The sequence below is a fragment of the Streptomyces sp. NPDC048424 genome (assembly GCF_040651555.1).
Lineage (GTDB): Bacteria > Actinomycetota > Actinomycetes > Streptomycetales > Streptomycetaceae > Streptomyces.
Genome location: NZ_JBEZKE010000013.1, coordinates 172,903 through 191,515, shown reverse-complemented (window position 1 = coordinate 191,515; position 18,613 = coordinate 172,903). Strand labels below are relative to the sequence as shown.

General features: G+C 72.7%; 16 protein-coding genes. 4 read left to right on the top strand and 12 right to left on the bottom strand.

Annotation, left to right across the window (positions count from 1 at the left end; translation table 11 throughout):
• Positions 1–174 precede the first annotated feature (174 nt).
• Genes AB0D29_RS20575 through AB0D29_RS20560 form a run of 4 tightly spaced genes read right to left on the bottom strand, consistent with a single transcriptional unit; the run spans position 175 to position 3,919 of the window.
• Entirely contained in the window at positions 175–1,332 is a 1,158-nt protein-coding gene (locus tag AB0D29_RS20575) for a serine hydrolase domain-containing protein (RefSeq protein ID WP_362855983.1), read from the bottom strand.
• A 28-nt stretch (positions 1,333–1,360) separates the two neighbouring features.
• A complete protein-coding gene (locus AB0D29_RS20570) occupies positions 1,361–2,122 on the bottom strand; it encodes an ABC transporter ATP-binding protein (RefSeq protein ID WP_362855914.1) in 762 nt (253 codons plus the stop codon).
• A complete protein-coding gene (gene cbiQ, locus AB0D29_RS20565) occupies positions 2,110–2,871 on the bottom strand; it encodes a cobalt ECF transporter T component CbiQ (protein ID WP_362855912.1) in 762 nt (253 codons plus the stop codon). Before cbiQ ends, AB0D29_RS20570 begins: the two co-directional genes overlap by 13 nt.
• Before the next feature lies 1 nt (position 2,872).
• Positions 2,873–3,919 (bottom strand): energy-coupling factor ABC transporter permease, encoded by a 1,047-nt coding sequence (locus AB0D29_RS20560; RefSeq protein ID WP_362855911.1) that lies wholly within the window; start codon positions 3,917–3,919, stop codon positions 2,873–2,875.
• A 177-nt stretch (positions 3,920–4,096) separates the two neighbouring features.
• Between AB0D29_RS20560 and AB0D29_RS20555 the strand changes: the two genes are divergently transcribed.
• Complete coding sequence (locus AB0D29_RS20555; protein ID WP_362855909.1) at positions 4,097–4,534, top strand: SsgA family sporulation/cell division regulator; 438 nt, start codon at positions 4,097–4,099, stop codon at positions 4,532–4,534.
• Between the two features lie 89 nt (positions 4,535–4,623).
• Here AB0D29_RS20555 and AB0D29_RS20550 read toward each other — a convergent pair whose 3' ends face one another.
• The gene (locus AB0D29_RS20550) at positions 4,624–6,825 is read right to left on the bottom strand and encodes an MMPL family transporter (RefSeq protein WP_362855908.1); all 2,202 of its coding nucleotides are present in this window, start codon (positions 6,823–6,825) and stop codon (positions 4,624–4,626) included.
• A 127-nt stretch (positions 6,826–6,952) separates the two neighbouring features.
• Positions 6,953–7,543: a TetR/AcrR family transcriptional regulator gene (locus AB0D29_RS20545; protein WP_362855906.1), complete on the bottom strand. Its 591-nt coding sequence runs from the start codon at positions 7,541–7,543 to the stop codon at positions 6,953–6,955.
• A gap of 149 nt (positions 7,544–7,692) precedes the next feature.
• On the opposite strand from AB0D29_RS20545, the gene AB0D29_RS20540 reads away from it, so the two are divergent.
• Complete coding sequence (locus tag AB0D29_RS20540; RefSeq protein WP_362855905.1) at positions 7,693–10,956, top strand: S41 family peptidase; 3,264 nt, start codon at positions 7,693–7,695, stop codon at positions 10,954–10,956.
• 148 nt (positions 10,957–11,104) lie between these two features.
• On the opposite strand, the gene AB0D29_RS20535 is transcribed toward AB0D29_RS20540, so the two are convergent.
• From AB0D29_RS20535 to AB0D29_RS20520, 4 genes are all read right to left on the bottom strand, one after another.
• Positions 11,105–11,281, bottom strand: a complete 177-nt coding sequence (locus AB0D29_RS20535; protein ID WP_362855903.1) for a hypothetical protein — start codon at positions 11,279–11,281, stop codon at positions 11,105–11,107.
• Positions 11,282–11,357: 76 nt separating this feature from the next.
• Positions 11,358–12,242, bottom strand: a complete 885-nt coding sequence (locus tag AB0D29_RS20530) for an SDR family oxidoreductase (RefSeq protein ID WP_362855901.1) — start codon at positions 12,240–12,242, stop codon at positions 11,358–11,360.
• On the bottom strand, positions 12,239–13,165 hold the full coding sequence (locus AB0D29_RS20525; protein WP_362855900.1) for an alpha/beta hydrolase: 927 nt from the start codon (positions 13,163–13,165) through the stop codon (positions 12,239–12,241). The genes AB0D29_RS20530 and AB0D29_RS20525 overlap by 4 nt, the downstream gene beginning before the upstream one ends.
• Positions 13,162–14,775, bottom strand: a complete 1,614-nt coding sequence (locus tag AB0D29_RS20520) for an NAD(P)/FAD-dependent oxidoreductase (protein WP_362855981.1) — start codon at positions 14,773–14,775, stop codon at positions 13,162–13,164. Before AB0D29_RS20520 ends, AB0D29_RS20525 begins: the two co-directional genes overlap by 4 nt.
• Positions 14,776–14,919: 144 nt before the next feature.
• Here AB0D29_RS20520 and AB0D29_RS20515 point away from each other — a divergent pair, with 144 nt between their 5' ends.
• Complete coding sequence (locus tag AB0D29_RS20515) at positions 14,920–15,627, top strand: MerR family transcriptional regulator (RefSeq protein ID WP_362855899.1); 708 nt, start codon at positions 14,920–14,922, stop codon at positions 15,625–15,627.
• On the opposite strand, the gene AB0D29_RS20510 is transcribed toward AB0D29_RS20515, so the two are convergent.
• On the bottom strand, positions 15,609–16,412 hold the full coding sequence (locus tag AB0D29_RS20510; RefSeq protein ID WP_362855897.1) for an exodeoxyribonuclease III: 804 nt from the start codon (positions 16,410–16,412) through the stop codon (positions 15,609–15,611). The genes AB0D29_RS20515 and AB0D29_RS20510 overlap by 19 nt on opposite strands.
• Before the next feature lie 123 nt (positions 16,413–16,535).
• Between AB0D29_RS20510 and AB0D29_RS20505 the strand changes: the two genes are divergently transcribed.
• A complete protein-coding gene (locus tag AB0D29_RS20505) occupies positions 16,536–17,027 on the top strand; it encodes a GNAT family N-acetyltransferase (RefSeq protein WP_362855896.1) in 492 nt (163 codons plus the stop codon).
• 174 nt (positions 17,028–17,201) lie between these two features.
• Here AB0D29_RS20505 and AB0D29_RS20500 read toward each other — a convergent pair whose 3' ends face one another.
• Positions 17,202–18,548 (bottom strand): CoA transferase, encoded by a 1,347-nt coding sequence (locus tag AB0D29_RS20500; protein ID WP_362855895.1) that lies wholly within the window; start codon positions 18,546–18,548, stop codon positions 17,202–17,204.
• Positions 18,549–18,613: the final 65 nt, after the last annotated feature.

Genomic DNA, 18,613 nt, shown 5'->3' with positions numbered 1-18,613 from the left:
CGCCGGTCCTGGTGGGCCGGTCCTGGTGGGCCGGTCCTGGTGGGCCGGTCCTGGTGGGCCGGTCCTGGTGGGCCGGTCCTGGTGGGCCGGTCCTGGTGGGCCGGTCCTGGAGGCCGGCCGGCCCGCATCGGGCCGGTCCGCGCGCCCGTCGGAGCCGTCGAAGCCGTCGGGGCCTCAGAGGGCCGAGCGCAGGGCCCGGACCAGGGCCTGGGCGCGCGGGTCGGCGGTGACCGACTTGGCCAGGGCGTTGGTGACGTAGCCGAAGCCGATGCCGGCGTCCGGGTCCGCGAAGGCCAGGGAGCCGCCGCGGCCGGGGTGCCCGAAGGAGGCCGGGGAGAGCAGCGGCGAGGCGGGGCCGTGCAGCATGTAGCCGGGGCCGAAGCGGGTGTTCACGACGAGCACCCGGTCCGGGCCCGAGGAGAGCTCGCGGCCGGCCAGGGCGGTGGTGGCCGGGGTGAAGATCCGGGCGCCGTCCTCGACCACGCCGATGGTGGCCCCGTAGAAGCGGGCCAGGGCGCGGGCCGTGCCGATGCCGTTCGTGGCGGGCAGTTCGGCGGCCCGGTAGGCGGGGTCGTTCTCGTCGGGCAGCGGGTCGATGGCGCGGAAGGCGCGGCGGGTGAGGGAGTCCGGGTCGGCGTAGGCCTCGGAAACGTTTCTGCGCGGCCTGGTCCTGAGCGTGCCGGCGCCCTCCGGCGGTTCGACGGGGGCCACCCGGCCCACCCGGTGCGCCTCGGTCTCCGGCAGTCCGATCCAGAAGTCGACGCCGAGCGGCTCGGTCATCTCCTCCGCCAGTACGGAGCCCAGCGTGCGGCCGGTCACCCGCAGCACCAGCTCGGACAGCAGCCAGCTGTAGGTCTGGGCGTGGTAGCCGTGCTCGGTGCCCGGCTCCCAGAAGGGCTGCTGCGCGGCGATGGCGTGCGCTCCGGACACCCCGTCCGCAGCCTCGGCAGCGGTCAGCCCGCGGTCGATCACCGGGACGCCGGCCCGGTGCGCGAGCAGGTCGCGGACCAGGATCCGCTCCTTGCCGCCCGTCTTGAACTCCGGCCAGTACGAGCCCACCGGCGCGTCCAGGTCGAGCAGCCCGCGCTGGTGCAGCAGCAGCGGCACGGCGGCGGCCACGCCCTTGGTCGCGGAGCGGACTATCTGCGCGGTGTCCCCGGTCCAGGGCTCGCTGCCTTCGGCGTCCTTGGTGCCGCCCCACAGGTCGACGACCTTGCGGCCGTCGCGGTAGACGGCGACGGCCGCGCCGCGGTCCCCGAGCACCTCGAAATTGCGTACGAAAGCGTCCCGGACGGGCTCGAAGCCCTCCGCCACCACACCCTGGATGTCCACGAGCACTTCAACAACCTGCGACCGGGGCTTATGCCACCGAGACCGAGCGGGGGTCGAAGCCGAAGGGGAGCTCCAGCCGGTGGGCCCGCATCAGCTTCTCGTCGCACAGCAGGTCCTGCGTGCGGCCGTCCGCCGCGATGACCCCCTCGCTGAGGATCACCGAGCGCGGGCACAGTTCCAGCGCGTACGGCAGGTCGTGCGTCACCATCAGCACGGTCACGTCGAGCGAGCGCAGGATGTCCGCGAGCTCGCGGCGCGAGGCCGGGTCCAGGTTGGACGAGGGCTCGTCGAGGACCAGGATCTCGGGCCGCATGGCCAGGACGGTCGCCACCGCGACCCGGCGGCGCTGCCCGAAGGACAGGTGGTGCGGGGGCCTGTCGGCGAAGTCCGCCATCCCGACCTGGTCCAGGGCGGCCCGGACCCGCTCGTCCAGCTCCGCGCCCCGCATTCCGGCCGCCGCCGGCCCGAAGGCCACGTCCTCGCGGACGGTCGGCATGAACAGCTGGTCGTCGGGGTCCTGGAAGACGATCCCGACCCGGCGCCGGATCTCGGCGAGGTTCCGCTTCTCCACGGGCAGGCCGGCGACGGTGACCGAGCCGACCCCGCCGCCCAGGATGCCGTTGAGGTGCAGCACCAGTGTGGTCTTGCCGGCGCCGTTGGGTCCGAGCAGGGCGACCCGTTCGCCGCGCCCGACGGTCAGGTCCACCCCGAAGAGGGCCTGGTGTCCGTCGGGGTAGGCGTAGGCGAGGCCGGAGACTTCCAGCGAAGGGGAGAGGTTCACAGCGTCCATCCCATCAGACAGACGGCGAGGGCCGTCACCGGGAGCACGGCCGCGTACGCCCACTGGGCGCGCGAGGCCGAGACCTCGTCGATCACCGGCATCGAGCCGGCGTAGCCGCGGCTGACCATCGCGAGGTAGACCCGCTCGCCGCGCTCGTAGGAGCGGATGAACAGCGCGCCGGCGGTCTTGGCCAGCACCCCCCAGTGCCGGATGCCGCGGGCCTCGAAGCCGCGCGAGCGGCGGGCGATCGACATCCGGCGCAGCTCGTCGGTGACCACGTCGCCGTAGCGGATCATGAAGGAGGCGATCTGGACGAGCAGCGGCGGCAGCTTCAGCCGCTGCAGGCCCAGCAGCAGGGCCCGCAGCTCGGTCGTGGAGGCCAGCAGGACGGAGGCGGCCACCCCGAGCGTGCCCTTGGCGAGGACGTTCCAGGCGCCCCACAGGCCGGAGACGCTCAGCGACATGCCGAGCACCTCCACCCGCTCGCCCTCGGCGACGAAGGGCATGAGCACGGCGAAGGCGACGAACGGGATCTCGATCAGCAGCCTGCGCAGCAGGAAGCCGGCCGGGATCCGGGCCACGGCGGCGGCCGCCGCGATGAGGACGGCGTACAGGCCGAAGGCCCACACCGCCTCGCGCGGTGTGGACACGACGACCACGACGAAGGCGAAGGTCGCGGCGAGCTTGCAGTGCGGGGGCAGTTCGTGGACCGGCGAGTGCCCGTGCCGGTAGAGCTTGTGGGCGTGGCCGGCTCCCATGTCAGCCCGCCGAGACGGAGGTGGCGGTCAGCTCCTCGGTGCGGCGGCGGCGCACGGCCCAGAAGATCCCGGTGCCGGCGACGACGGTCACGCCGACGCCGATGACCCCGGCGAGGCCGCCGGACAGGCGGGCGTCGTCGACGTTCTTGACGCCGTAGTCGGCGAGCGGGGAGTCGGCGGCGGCGTGGTCCTCGACCTTCTCGTCGATGCCCTTGTCGGCGGCGACCTTCTCCAGGCCGTCGGGGTCGGCGGAGGCGTAGTAGGAGACGAACCCGGCGAGGACGAGGGCGGTGACCAGGCCGCTCGCCCACACCTTCCTGGTGGAGCGGGCGGCCACCGGGGTGGCGGCGGCCGCGGGGGCGTCGACGAGCTCGCCGTCGACGCGCAGCTTCAGCGGCGCGGTCAGCCCGCGGGCCCCGTGGACCAGGTCGGGCCGTACGGCGATCACGGCGCCCACGGTCGCGGCGGTGATGGCGGCTTCGCCGATGCCGATGAGCACGTGCACGCCGACCATGGCGGTGAACACCTTGCCGATGGCCACGTCGGTGGTGCCGCCGACCGCGTAGACGGCGGTGAAGGCGGCGGCCGCGGCGGGCACCGAGAGCAGGGCTCCGGTGAAGGCGGCCGCGGTCACCGAGCGACGGGTGGGCGGCAGCACCTTGAGCAGGCCGCGGAAGATCGCGTAGGCGACCACGACGGTGACGACGCCCATGACGGTGATGTTCACGCCCAGGGCGGTCAGCCCGCCGTCGGCGAAGAGGATGCCCTGCATGAGCAGGACGACGGACACGCACAGCACACCGGTGTAGGGGCCGACGAGTATCGCGGCGAGGGCCCCGCCCAGCAGGTGGCCGCTGGTGCCGGCGGCGACCGGGAAGTTCAGCATCTGCACGGCGAAGATGAAGGCGGCGACGAGGCCGGCCAGCGGGGCGGTCCGCTCGTCGAGCTCGCGGCGGGCGCCGCGGAGGCTGAGGGCGACCGCGGCTCCGGCCGCCACTCCGGCGGCCACCGAGACGGGTGCGTTGATGAAACCGTCGGGCACATGCATGGAGTGGCTCCGCTTCCTTACGCCTTAACGCAGTCTTTAACCGTTCAAGAATAGTGCCCAGTTGCAAACCGTTGGCAAGAGCGCAGCCATCACAAATACGTCCGTGCGGTTTCGTCGGAATGTGCGAGGCTGGAGGACAAACGGACGCAAATGTTCCGATTTCGAGGAGCCTGGTCGATGTCAGCCACCGCCGAGAATCCACCAGCCACCGCGACCGCGACGGCGACCGCGACCGCCCCCACGTCCTCGACCACGATCCCGGTCGAGGAGCGGGTAGTGGCCCGCGTGATCACCGACGATCCCCTCTACCGGACCATCCCGGTCGCCCTGCGCTTCGCCCCCGCCGAGCCGCTGGCCGTACGGATCGTCTTCCCGGCCGACCTGTCCCCCGAGGGCACCGACAACGAGTGGGTCTTCCCCCTCGCCCTGCTGGAGGCCGGCCTCCAGGCGCCGACCGGGACCGGGGACGTGCGCGTCTGGCCCTGCGGCCGCGTCCAGGCGGTCGTCGAGTTCCACTCCCCCGAGGGTGTTGCCGTGATCCAGTTCGACATCGCCGCGCTGCGCCGCTTCCTGCGCCGTACGTACGCTCCGGCCGCCGCCACCCGTAGGGCGTAAGGCCCGGGCACGAAACGGGCCCGGCCCCGCACCGCCCGGTGAACAGGCGGTGCGGGGCCGGGCCGTCCTGTCGGCCGGACGGTGCGAGGTCAGGCGTTGACCAGCTCGCGGTCCTTGTCCGGGCCCTCGGGCGACTGCGGGGTCTTCGAGAGGTGCTTGCGCAGGCTCTCGCCCTCCACGTCCACGTTCGGCAGCAGCCGGTCCAGCCACTTCGGCAGCCACCAGGCCTTGTGACCGAGCAGTGCGAGCACCGCCGGGACGATGGCCATGCGGACCACGAAGGCGTCGAAGAAGACGGCGACGGCCAGGCCGAAGCCGATCATCTTGACCATCTGCTCGCTGGCTCCGATGAAGCCCGCGAACACCGCGATCATGATGACGGCGGCGGCCACGACGACCCGCGCGCTGTACTGGAAGCCGGTCACCACGGCCTGGCCCGGGCGCTCGCCGTGGACGTACGCCTCACGCATGCGGGTGACGAGGAAGACCTCGTAGTCCATGGCCAGACCGAAGACGACGCCCACCATGAAGATCGGCATCATCGACATGATCGGGCCGGTCTGCTCCACGCCGAAGACCGAACCGAGCCAGCCCCACTGGAAGACCGCGACGACCGCGCCGAGGGCGGCGACGACCGAGAGCAGGAAGCCGAGGGCCGCCTTGAGCGGGACCAGGATCGAGCGGAACACCAGCATCAGCAGCAGGAAGGCGAGGCCGACGACGAGTGCCAGGTAGGGCAGCAGCGCGTCGTTCATCTTCTGCGAGAAGTCGATGTTCATCGCGGTGGCGCCGGTGACGAGGACGTCGTCGCCGCTGCCGTCGCGGATCTCGTGGACCAGGTCCTCGGTCTGCGTGGAGGACGGACGGTCCTTCGGGATGACGGTGATGACCGAGGCGTCGCCGCTCTCGTTGGGGGTCGGCGGGGTGACCGCGACGACGCCCTCCAGGCCCTTGATCCGGTCGACGGTGGAGTCGGCGAGGGCCTTGTCCCCGTCCACGACGACCATCAGCGGGCCGTTGAAGCCCGGGCCGAAGCCCTCCGACAGCAGGTCGTACGCCTGGCGCTGGGTGGTGGAGACCGGCTGGGCGCCGTCGTCCGGCAGGCCCATCTCCAGCTTGCTCGCCGGGATCGCGATGACGCCGAGGCCGATCACACCGGCCAGCAGCACCATGACCGGGCGGCGCAGGACGAAGCGGGCCCAGCGGGTGCCGCCGTTGGCCTTCTTCTCGGAGCCCTCCGGCTTGCCCTTGCCGAACAGGCGGCTCTTCTTGCCCGCGGGCAGGACCTTCTTGCCCGCGAAACCGAGGATGGCCGGGACCAGGGTCAGGGCGACCAGGACCGCGATGACCACCGTGCCGGCGGCCGCGAAGCCCATCTTGGTCAGCATGGGGATGTTGACGACGGCCAGGCCCACGAGGGCGATGACCACGGTCAGACCGGCGAAGACGACGGCGGAGCCGGCGGTTCCGGCGGCCCGGCCGGCGGCCTCGTCCCGCTCGTGGCCCTCGGCGAGCTCCACGCGGTAGCGGGAGACGATGAAGAGGGCGTAGTCGATGCCGACCGCGAGGCCGATCATCATCGCGAGGGTGGAGGTGGTGGAGCCGAGGTCCAGCACGTTGGCGAGCGCGGTGATGGAGGAGACGCCGATGCCCACGCCGATCAGGGCGGTCAGCAGCGGCAGCCCGGCCGCGATCAGCGAGCCGAAGGTGATCACGAGGACGATCGCGGCGACGAGGATGCCGATGATCTCGCCGGAGCCGGTCTCGGGGGCCGCCATCAGCGCGTCACCGCCGATCTGGACGTTCAGCCCGGCGGCCTTGGCGCTCTCGCCGGAGTCCTTGAGCGCCTCGCGCGTGTCGTCCTTCAGCTCCATGCCGTTGACCTTGTACTTGACGCTGGCGTAGGCGGTGGAGCCGTCCTGGCTCACGGCCTGCGCCTCGTACGGGTCGGCGACCGAGGAGATCTCGGCCGCGCCCGGGCCGGTCTTCAGATCAGAGACGATCTTCTGGACCTCGGCCTTGGGGCCGGGGTCGGTGACCTTGGCGCCCTCGGGGGCCTTGATGACGATGCGGGCGGTGGCGCCGTCGGCGGCCATGCCCGGGAACTTCTCGTCCAGCAGGTCGAAGGCCTTCTGGGCCTCCGTGCCGGGTATCGAGAACGAGCCGGAGGTGGGGGCGCCGGCCGAGGCCGCGCCGAAGCCGGCGGCGAACAGCAGCGCCACCCAGAGGAGGGCGACGAGGCCGCGGCGCCGGAAGGCGCCCCTGCCGAGCCGGTAGAGGAAGGTAGCCACGTCGGTGGTTCTCCCGTTCAGGTCGTGGGATGGATCCGGATGGATCAGGGCATGGAGAGCCGGCCCGACGACGAGAGCGGCGTGTCAGGAGCAGCAGGAAGCAGTGGAGCCGAAGGGGACGGGTGGATCAGACGCCGAGGGCGGGGAAGACCACGGCATCGATGAACTCACCGAGGAAGGCCCGGTCCACGGGACGGTCCTCGATCAGCGGGAGCGCGATGAACGCCCCGATGAGCATGTGCGGTACGAAGTCCAGGGCCGGACAGTCCGGGCGGATCTCGCCCCGGTCCACCGCGCGCTGGAGCATCGCCTGGAGACCGTTGATCTCCGGGTCGACCAGCAGGTCGCGCAGGGCCTTGTGGAGCTCCGGGCTCTCGTGGACGGCATGGGCCAGACCCCGCATCAGCGCGGTGTCCTTGGCCATCTGCGCGTCGTCCGAGTGCTCCACCATGAGCGCGAAGTCCCCGCGCAGGCTGCCCGTGTCGATCTCCCGCAGCGAGACGGGCTGCGTGCATCGCAGGGCCTTGGCGACCAGTTCCGGCTTGCTCCCCCACTGGCGGTAGAGGGTGGCCTTGCTGGACTTCGTACGGGCGGCGACCGCGTCCATGGTCAGCGCCTCGTAGCCGACGTCACGCAGCAGGTCGAGGACCGCCTCGTGCAGTTCGGCCTGCCGTTCGGGGGTGATCCGGCTGCGCCGGGCCGCCATCGCCTCGGTCATCTCCGCCTCCGTCCGAACGAAACCCTTCCGTACGCTTAAGACGATACCCCCACCGCAAGCGAAACGAAACCGTTCCGTTTCGCTTGGCCGAGTGGCATGGATCACCTGTACGAGTTGCCAGGGCCCCTTGCCGCGGAAAGCATTGGGGGGTGAGTCACGACGTCGCGTACCTCCGGTTCCCGCACCTGCACGACGACCTTCTGTGCTTCGCCACCGAGGACGACCTATGGGTCGCCCCGCTGGTCCCCGACGGGCAGACACCCGGCCGGGCCTGGCGGATCACCGTCGACCGGACCCGGGTCAACCACCCGCGGTTCTCCCCCGACGGCAAGCACATCGCCTTCGCCACCTGGCGCACCCTCGATCCCGAGATCCACCTCGCCCCCGTGGACGGCGGCCCCGCCCGCCAGTTGAGCCACTGGGGCGCCATCGACACCCGGGTCTGCGGCTGGGACCCCGACGGCAACATCCTGGCGGTGTCCTCCCGGGCACAGCCGTTCTCGTACTACTCCTGGGCCTACAAGCTGCCCACCGACGGCAGCCCCGGCGGACGCCTGCCCTGGGGACCCGTCTCCGACATCCAGGTCGCCGACATCGACGGCGAGCACCGCACCCTTCTGCTCACCGGCAAGCCCCCGCACGAGCCCGCCGCCTGGAAGCGCTACCGCGGCGGGGCCACCGGCCGGCTGTGGCTGCACGGCCGGCAGCTGCTGGAGGACGTCGAGGGGCACCTGGACGCGCCGATGTTCGTGGGCGGCCGGATCGCCTTCCTCTCCGACCACGAGGGCATCGGCAACCTGTACTCCGTCCTGCCCGACGGCACCGACCTGCGCCGCCACACCGACCACGAGGAGTTCTACGCCCGGCACGCCTCCAGCGACGGCTCCCGGATCGTCTACCAGTGCGCCGGCGAACTCTGGCTCGTCGAGTCCCTGGCCCCCGACGCCGTCCCGCGCAGGCTCCAGGTCCGCCTCGGCGGCCCCCGCGCGGGCCGGCGCACCTACCAGGCCTCGGCCGCCAGCAACGTCGACTCGCTCTCCGTGGACACCACCGGCCGGGCCAGCGCGGTCGTGGTGCGCGGCAGCCTGTACTGGCTGACCCACCGCGACGGGCCCGCGCGGACCATCGCCGACACCCCGGGCGTGCGCGTGCGGCTGCCGGAGATGCTCGGCAGCGGCGGACAGGTCGCCTACGTCACCGACGCCGAGGGCGAGGACGCGATCGAGATCGCGTACCTGCCCCGGGCCTCCGGGGAACGCGAGCCGCGCCGGCTGGCCTCGGGCGAGCTGGGGCGCGTCACCGAGCTGCTCTCGGACCCGGACGGGGAGCGGCTCGCCATCGCCTCCAACGACGGGCGGCTGCTGCTCGTCAACGCGACGGAGGAGTCCAACGGTGAGGTCACCGAGCTGATCCGGTCCATCAACGGACCCGTCACCGACCTGGCCTTCTCCCCCGACGGAGTCTGGCTGACCTGGTCGCACCCGGGCATCGGCCGTTCGCTGCGGCAGATCAAGATGGCCCGCATCTCCGGCCCCGGCGCGCGCACCATCGTCGACGTCACCAACGGCCGCTTCGAGGACGAGAACCCGGTCTTCACCCGGGACGGGCGCTACCTGGCCTTCCTGTCGTGGCGCGGTTTCGACCCCGTCTACGACGTGCACACCGGCGACCTGTCGTTCCCGCTGGGCTGCCGCCCGTACCTGGTGCCGCTGTCCTCCGCGACACCCTCCCCCTTCGCGCTCTCCGCCGAGGGCCGGCCCGCGGCGGGCGGACTGGACCCGGTCGAAGGGGAATCGGGCGACGGCGACGGCTCCGTGACCGTGGAGGTGGAGGGGCTGGAGAGCCGGGTCACGCCCTTCCCGGTGTCCGCGTCCAAGTACTCGGCCCTGTACCCGGTGCACGGCGGCGGGCTGGTGTGGCTGCGCTGGCCGATCTCGGGCGCGCTCGGCGAGACCTTCGCCAACCCGAACGACATCAGCGGCAAGCCGACGCTGGAGCACTTCGACCTGACCAAGGCCCGCAAGACCGAACTGGCCTCGGGACTGGACTGGTTCGCGGTCAGCGGCGACGGCACCCGGCTGGTGCTCAACGACGACGGGGACCTGCGCGCGGTCCCGGCGACCGAGTCGGGCGACAGCGACTCGACGGTCTACCTGGACCTGCGGCGCATCCTGCACGAGGTGGACCCGGCGGCCGAGTGGCGCCAGGCCTTCGAGGAGGCCGGGCGGCTCATCCGCGCCTACTTCTGGGAGCCGAAGATGTGCGGCATCGACTGGGACGGGGTGCTGAGCCAGTACCGCCCCCTGGTCGAACGGGTCGCCTCCCCCGACGAGTTCGCCGACCTGCTGCGCGAGGTCCTCGGCGAGCTCGGCACCTCGCACGCCTACGTCTCCCCCGCACGCCGCAACGAAGGTCCCCCGCACTACCAGCGGGCGATCGGCCTGCTCGGCGCCAACCTGTACCCCAAGGACGGGACCTGGGTGATCGCCCGGATCCTGCCCGGCGAGTCCTCGGACTCCAAGGCCCGCTCCCCGCTGGCCGGCACCGGCATCCGGGAGGGCGCCGTGCTCACCCATGTGGACGGACGGCCCGTGGACCCGGTGGCCGGTCCCTATCCGCTGCTGTCGGCGGCGGGCGGGACCACGGTGGAGCTGACCTTCCAGCCCGCGGAGGGCGAGGGCCGCGCCCGGCGGGTCGCCATCGTGCCGCTGATCGACGAACGGCCGCTGCGCTACCAGGACTGGGTGTCCAAACGGCGCGAGGTGGTCCGGGAGATCAGCGGCGGCCGGTGCGGCTACCTCCACATCCCCGACATGGGCGGCTCGGGCTGGGCGCAGTTCAACCGCGACCTGCGGATGGAGATGTCCCGGCCCGCGCTGATCGTGGACGTACGCGGCAACGCGGGCGGCCACATCAGCGAGCTGGTGGTCGAGAAGCTGACCCGCTCCATCCTCGGCTGGGACCTGACGCGCGACGCCCAGCCGGTCAGTTACGCCTCCAACGCGCCCCGCGGCCCGATCGTGGCGCTCGCCGACGAGGCGACCTCCTCCGACGGGGACATGATCACCGCGGCCTTCAAACTGCTGGGGCTGGGCCCGGTGGTGGGCCAGCGCACCTGGGGCGGGGTGGTCGGCATGACCGGCCGGCACACCCTCGGCGACGGCACCGTGATCACGGTGCCCATGAACGCCGCGTGGTTCCCGGAGTACGGGTGGTCGGTGGAGAACCACGGCGTGGAGCCGGACCTCGCGATCCTGCGCACCCCGCTCGACTGGGCGGAGGGCCGGCACGCCCAGCTCGACGACGCCGTTCACCTGGCGCTGGAACTGCTGGAGCAGGACCCGGCCGCGGTGCCGCCCGGCTACACGGACGTGCCGGACCGGCGCCGTCCGAAGCTCCCGCCCCGGGAGTAGCCGGCGGCCCGGGAGTGGCCGGCGGCCCGGGAGTGGCCGGCGGCCGGCCGGCGGCCCGGGAAGGGGACATGCGGAAGGGGCGCGATCCACACCATCGGGGATCGCGCCCCTTCGCAGTTCCTACGGCAATTCGCTCAAGCGCCGGTTCTCAGGCGTCGAACTCGTCGCGCACCCGGTCCGCCTGCTCCTGCTGCGGCCTGCGCTTCGCCTTCTCCTGGGGCTTGGCGGTGCGCTGGGTCGCCTCGTCCTTCGCGCCCTTGGCGCCGTTCTGCGCGCGGTCCCTGAGCTCGTCGGCCTTGTCCTGGAACTGGTCCTTGATACCCATGCTGTTCACTCCATGAGGGGTGTTGGTGGTGGGGCCTCGACCAGACTTGCACGGGCGGACAAAGCGCGCATTTCGATCAGTGACTCTGCGTGCGCTCCTTCTCGTCCGCGGCCCCGCCGGCTCCCACAAGTCCCTTGGAAACACCGGACAGCCGCGGCTCGAAGTGCTTCATCTCGCGCTGTCCGACCGTGGCGATGAGCCCGGGCAGGTACCCGCGCACCCCCTGCATCCCGCGCAGCCACCACTGCGCGTACACGTGCGGGGAACGCCGCTCGATGCCCGCGACGATCCGGTCGACGGCGGGGCCGAGCGGGTACGTGCGGTTCGACGGCCAGGGCAGCCGCTGGCGCAGCTCCCGCATGACCTCGTCCTGGTCGGCTCCGCGCACCATGTCGGTGTCGGTCCAGGAGAGGTAGCCGACACCGACCTTGACGCCCTTGTGGCCGACCTCGGCGCGCAGGCAGTGCGCGAAGGCCTCGACGCCCGACTTGGAGGCGCAGTAGGCGGTCATCATCGGCGCCGGGGTGATCGCGGCGAGCGAGGCGATCTGCAGGAAGTAGCCGCGGCTCTCCGTCAGTACGGGCAGGAAGGCGCGGGCGGTGACGGCTCCGCCGATGAGGTTGACCTCGATGACCCGGCGCCAGGCGTCGGGGTCCGAGTCGGCGAACGGCCCGCCGGCGGCCACGCCCGCGTTGGCGACGACGATGTCGACCTTGCCGAAGCGCTGCTTGACCTCCTGCGCGACCCGGGCCATGGCCTCGTGGTCGGTGACGTCGGCGTACCAGTGGTCGCTGTCGGTGTGCAGCCGCTCGGAGACCTCCTTGAGGGCCTCCGGCTCCAGGCCGACGAGGGCGATCCGCGCGCCGCGGGCGGAGAGCTTGCGGGCGAGCAGCTCGCCGACCCCGCGGGCGGCGCCGGTGACGACGGCGACCTGACCTTCCAGACTCCTGCGAGCACTCACGGCGTCTTCTCCTTCTCGGTGGTGTGGAGATACAGCTCGGTCAGCTCCCGCACGGCCCGGGTGACGGCCTCGGGCGCCTCGACCGGGGTCATGTGCCCCATGCCGGTGAGCTCGGTGAGGCCCACGCAGTTCGGCAGCGCGGCGGCGAGCCCGCGGGCGTGCGCGATCGGGGTGAGCCGGTCGGCCGTACCGCCGATGACGGCGGTGGGCACGGCGAGGCGGGCCACCTCGGCGTCGAGGTCCAGCCCGGCCAGCACCCGGGACCAGGCGTGGCGCACCCCGGTGGGGCAGGCGTGGACGATACGGGCGCACGCCTCGACCTTGTCGGGCGCGGAGCCGGGGCCCATCGTGGCGTACTTGAGGATCTTCCTGGCGACGGGCGTGACCGGCCCGAGGGGGGCGCGGGACCCCAGGACCGCGCCGGTGACACGGGTCCGGGCGCGCCCGGCGCGCACCGGCAGCACCTGCGCCTGCGCGACCAGCCGTGAACTGCCGGTGCTGCACAGCAGCGCGGCCGCGGCGTGCTCGGTGAACTCCGGCCGGCCGGCGGCCGCCATGATCGTCATGCCGCCCATGGAGTGCCCGGCGACGACCGCCCGCTCCCCGGGGGCGAGGGTGGCGCCGAGCACCGCCACGAGGTCGTCGGCGAGGGCGGTGGTGCTGTGCGCCCGGGCGGCGGGGCTGCGCCCGTGGCCGCGCTGGTCGTAGGCGATGACCCGGTGGGTGGTGGCCAGGGCCCGCACCTGCGCGGCCCAGAACGCGGTGGAGCAGGTCCAGCCGTGCGCCAGCACCACGGCCGGCGCCCCCTCGTCCCCGTGCACCTCCACGTGCAGGCGGGCCCCGTCGGCGGAGTCCGCGACGAGCTCCCGCCGCGCGGCGGGCGGCGCGTACCGCCCGGAGGTCACGTGCATCAGCCGACTCACGCGACCTCCTCCGCGACGGATCCGGCCTCGCCTGCGAATTCAGCCCCGCCGGCGTTTGAGGCGCGGGGGTCCGGGGGCAGCGCCCCCGGCAACGGCGCCGCACCGGCAGGGAGCAGCTCGCGGTCCCGCACCCGTACGACCTCGTACTCCGCCAGATCGACGCTCCGCGTCTCCCGGCGGAACTCGCCCGTCGTGCCCGGCCAGACCGTCGTGTTGCGGCCCTGCGCGTCCAGGTACCAGCTGGTGCAGCCGCCGGTGTTCCACACGGTCCGCTCCATGCGGGCCTGCACCTGCCGGTTCCACTGGTTCACGGCGGAGGGGCGCGCGGCCAGCGCGACCTTCCCGCCCAGCACGCCCAGCTGCCGCAGGTAATCGGCCATGTAGTTGAGCTGCGACTCGATCATCAGGATCATCGAGCTGTTCCCGAGCCCGGTGTTCGGGCCGATGATCGTCATCCAGTTGGGGAAGCCGGCCGCGGTCGCCCCGCGCAGCGACTGCATCCCGTCCTTCCAGGCGTCCGCGAGGGTCTGCCCGTCCGCGCCGACCACCCGGTCGGCGATCGGCATGTCCGTGACGTGGAAGCCGGTGCCGAAGATGATCGCGTCGACCTCGGTCTCGGTCCCGTCGGCGGCGACCAGCACCGAGCCGCGGATCTCCTTCAGGCCGGAGGCGACCAGGTCCACGTCGGGCCGGGCCAGGGCCGGGTAGTACTCGCTGGAGAGCAGGATCCGCTTGCAGCCGATCCGGTAGGACGGCGTCAGCTTGGCGCGCAGCGCCGGGTCCTTGATCGAGCGGGCCATGTTGGCCTTGGCCAGCGACTCGATCAGCCCGAGCTGGTTCGGCCGCTTGGTGAAGGCACTGACCTGGAGCTCCCGGAGCCCCCACAGCAGCCCGCGGCGGGCCGCCCGGGTGAAGGGCAGCTGGCGGTGGAGCCAGCGCTCGACGGCGGTGATGGCCCGGTCGGTGCGGGGCATCACCCACGGCGGGGTCCGCTGGAAGAGGGTGAGGCGCTCCACCTCGGGGGCGATGGCGGGCACGATCTGGATGGCGGAGGCACCGGTGCCGATCATGGCGACGCGCTTGCCGCGCAGGTCGTAGTCGTGGTCCCAGCGGGCGGAGTGGAAGACCTTGCCGGGGAACTCGGCGAGCCCGGGGACCTCCGGCATCTTCGGGTCGGAGAGCGGCCCGGTCGCCGAGACCACGACGTCGGCGGTGAGGTGCCCGGAGGCGGTCTCGATCTCCCAGTGCAGCTCGTCGGCGTCCCAGCGCATCAGCCGGACCTCGGAGTCCAGCCGGATGTGCCGGCGCAGCCCGAAGGTGTCGGCGACGTGCTCCAGGTAGGAGCGGATGGCCGGCTGGCCGGAGAAGGTGCGCGGCCAGTCCGGGTTGGGCGCGAAGGAGAAGGAGTACAGGTGCGAGGGGACGTCGCACGCGCAGCCCGGATAGCTGTTGTCGCGCCAGGTGCCGCCGACCGAGTCGGCCCGTTCCAGGACGACGAAGTCCGTGATCCCCTCGCGCCGCAGGCGTACGGCCGCGCCGAGCCCGCCGAAGCCCGACCCGATCACCGCCACCCGCACGTGCTCGCGCCCGCGCTCGTCCTTGCCGCCCATGCCCGCCGCCTTCCGCATCATCCGCAGATACCATCGGAACATTGCCAGCAATCACTGGCACAATCGGGAGGGTAGAGCAGCCCCGTACTCATGGGTAGGGGTCACGCCGGGAAAGTTACTGTCGGTACGCCATAAGGTGCGCCTGTGGCGAAGGATGAGACGGAAGCGAAGACGGAAGCCAAGACGGTGCGCGAGTACCGAACGGAGGAGCTGGCCGAAGCGGCCGGCATCCCGGTCCGCACCCTGCGCTTCTACCGCGAGCGCAAACTGCTCCCCCCGCCCCGCCGCGAGGGGCGGATCGCCTGGTACGACGAACACCACCTGGCCCGGCTGCGCACCATCGCCGCCCTGCTGGAGCGCGGGCACACGCTCGGCGGCATCGCCGAGCTGACCGCCGCCTTCGAGAGCGGTCGCGACGTGAGCCAGCTCGGCGAGCTGCTCGGCATCGGCTGGTCGGAGGAGACCCCGGTGCGGCTCACCCCGGAGGCACTGGCCGACTACTTCGAGGGCGAGGTCACCCCCGAGAACCTGGCGGCCTCCCTGGACCTCGGCTACCTCGCCGTCGACGGCGACGCGATCGTCCACGTCAGCCGGCGGCTGCTGGACGTCTCCTCGGCCCTGGTCCGCGAGGGCGTCCCGCTGGCCGCGGTCCTGGAGACGGGGCGCCGCGTCCGCGAGCACGCGGACGCGATGGCGCTCCTGTTCACCGAGCTGATATCGACCCACATCTCGTCGTCACCGGACGCGCTCACCCGGCTGCGTCCGCTGGCGAAGAGCGTGGTCGAAGCCGAGCTGACGATGGCGATGGACCGTCTGCTGGCCTCCGCCGCCGGTCAGGAACCCAGTTCGTAGACGACCGTCACGGGAGCGTGGTCCGACCAGCGCTCGGGGTGCGTCTCGGCCCGCTCCACGAAGGCCTTGACGGCCTTGGCGGCCAGCCCGGGCGTCGCCACCTGGAGGTCGATCCGCCAGCCGGCGTCGTTGTCGAAGGCGCGGCCCCGGTACGACCACCAGGAGTACGGGCCCTCGGTGTCCGGGTGCAGCTCGCGCACCACGTCCACGTACCCGGCCTCGGCGTACACCTTGCCGAGCCACTCCCGCTCCTCGGGCAGGAAGCCCGCGTTCTTCCGGTTCGTCTTCCAGTTCTTGAGGTCGGCTTCCTGGTGGCAGATGTTCCAGTCACCGCAGACCACGACCTCGCGCCCGTCGGCGGCGGCCCGCACCTTCAGCGCGGCGAGGTACGTCAGGAACTCGTCCATGAACCGGTACTTCTCGTCCTGCTTCTCCGTCCCGGCCTCGCCCGAGGGCAGGTAGAGGCTGGCCACGGTCACACCGGGGAGATCGATCTCGACGTACCGCCCGGCGGTGTCGAATTCCTCACTGCCGAATCCGACCTGCACCCGCTCGGGCGCGCGCCGCGTGTAGAGCGCGACCCCGGCCCGCCCCTTGGCGGCGGCCGGCGCGAACACGGTGTGCCAGCCCGCGGGGGTCCGGACCTCGTCCGGAATCTGCGCTTCCTCGGCCCGCACCTCCTGGAGGCAGACCACGTCGGCGTCGGATCCCTCGAGCCACGCCCCGAAGCCCTTCTTGGCGGCGGCGCGGATCCCATTCACATTCACGGACGTCACAGTGATCAAAACAAGCTCCCCACATCGCACAAAACGGGGGCAGCCTACCCGCCGGCCCCGCTGCCGGGCGTTCCCGTCTCACGGCGGGCGCCGGGGCGGAGGCCCGGCGGAAGGGTTCCGTACGATGTTCGAATGCCTCACCGGATCCAGCTCCGCACCGTGCCGTACGACCACCCGGACGCGGTCAAACTCAACGACCAGGTCCAGCTCGAGTACCGGGAGCGGTACCAGGGCGAGGGCGATGCGACGTTCCTGGACCCGGCGATGTTCGCCCCGCCGCGCGGCCTGTACCTCCTGGCGTACGACGCCACGGGCGCCCCGGTCGCGAGCGGCGGCTGGCGCATCCAGGACGAGAACGACGAGGGCTACTCGGACGGCGACGCCGAACTCAAGCGCATGTACGTCGTCCCGGAAGCCCGCGGCCTGGGCCTGGCCCGCCGCATCCTGGCCACCCTGGAAGCCGACGCCCGCGCGGCGGGCCGCCTGCGCATGGTCCTCGAAACGGGCGACCAGCAGCCGGAAGCGATAGCCCTGTACCTCTCCTCGGGCTACACGCTCTCCCCCAAGTTCGGCCACTACCGCCACTACGACTCCAGCCGCTGCATGACGAAGCCGCTGCGCTAAGCCCCCGCCGGGCCAAATCCAGCCCCGCCGCACCCTTCCAGCCGGCCAAATCCAGCCCGGGCGCACCCTTCCAGCCCCGCCGGCCAAATCCAGCCCCGCCGCACCCTCCCAGCCCCGCCGGCGTTTGAGGCGCGGGGTCTGGGGCGGAGCCCCGGCAGCCGGCGCGCGGCCGACCTACCGCGGGATCCAGACGGCGGGATCGGTGCCCCACCGCGACGGCCCCACCGCCCACTCCCCGAAGGGACTGGCGGCGTGCCGCACCACCCCGTACCCCGACGGGCTCTCCCGCAGCCACGGCCCCACCTCATACGCGCCGCAGGCCCCCGGCCCGGGCGACAGGTCCCGCACCAGCCACGACGCCGTCCCCGCCAGGGAGAACCGCAGCCGCTGCCCACCCCCGCCCGCCAACGCCCTCAGCACACCCGCCGCCATCAGGTACCCGGTCCCGTGGTCCAGCGCCTGCGCGGGCAACACCCCGGGCACACCCCCGGCCCCCGCCCCCGCACAGCGCGCAGCGATCCCGTACCCCGCCTGCACCAGCGAGTCGAACCCCCGGCGCGCCGCCCACGGCCCCGTCCACCCCCACGCGCACAGCTCGGCCACCACCAGCCCGGGCCGCCGCTCCAGCAGGTCCGCCGCCCCGAGCCCGAAGCGCTCCAGCGCCCCCGGCCGGTAGCCGCTCACCACCACGTCGGCCTCGGCCAGCAGCCCTTCGAAGACCGCCCGGTCCCCGGGCGACGTCAGGTCCAGCCGAGCCGACCGCTTCCCGAAGCCGGTGTCCGCGTACGCGTCGTCCGCCTCCGGCAGCCCCGGCGAGTCGATCCGCAGTACGTCCGCCCCCAGCAGCCCGAGCGTCCGCGTCGCGACGGGCCCGGCGATGACCCGCGTCAGGTCCAGCACCCGCACCCCCGTGGCGGGTCGACCCGACGGGGCCGCGCCGAGCGTCCGCCCCCGCGCGCCGGACGGCCGTACGCACTCCACCAGCGGCTGCGGCTCCCCGTACTCCCGCGCCACGGCGACGGCGAGTCCGCCCGCCCCGTACGCGAGTTCCTGCACTTCGACGGCGGTCCGTCCCGCCACCGCGGCGCGCAGCGCCTCCGGTGTCGCGGACGGCAGCCCCAACGCACGCACCAACGCGGCCCGGTGGTGCGGATAGTTGGCGTGCGTACGGACCCACCCGTCGGCGGTGCGCCAGAAGCCCGACAGCGGGGCGAAGGTCACCGGCGCGCGGCCTGCCACGCGCAGGTGCCGTTCGCTGACGAAGGCCGTCGCCACCGCGCCCTCGTCCACCACGAGGGGAGGCGCGTCCCCCGGCGCGCCCGCGCCCCGCACCGCGGCGAGCTCGCCCGCCGCCAGTCCGCAGACGCTCACAGTGGATCGCGCCAACTCCCGCACCGGCAGCGGGCCTTCTTCGAGGTCACCGGCTCCGGTGAAGCGGACCCGGCGGACGAGTTCCGGCTCTCCTCCGAGGGCCGCCCAGGCGCCCGACGTCCCACTGTCCCGTTCGTCACCGATCCCCATGAACCCATCATTTCCCACCTTCCCGACCCATGGCCTCGATGTGGTGCACCCGCGGGAATTCATGC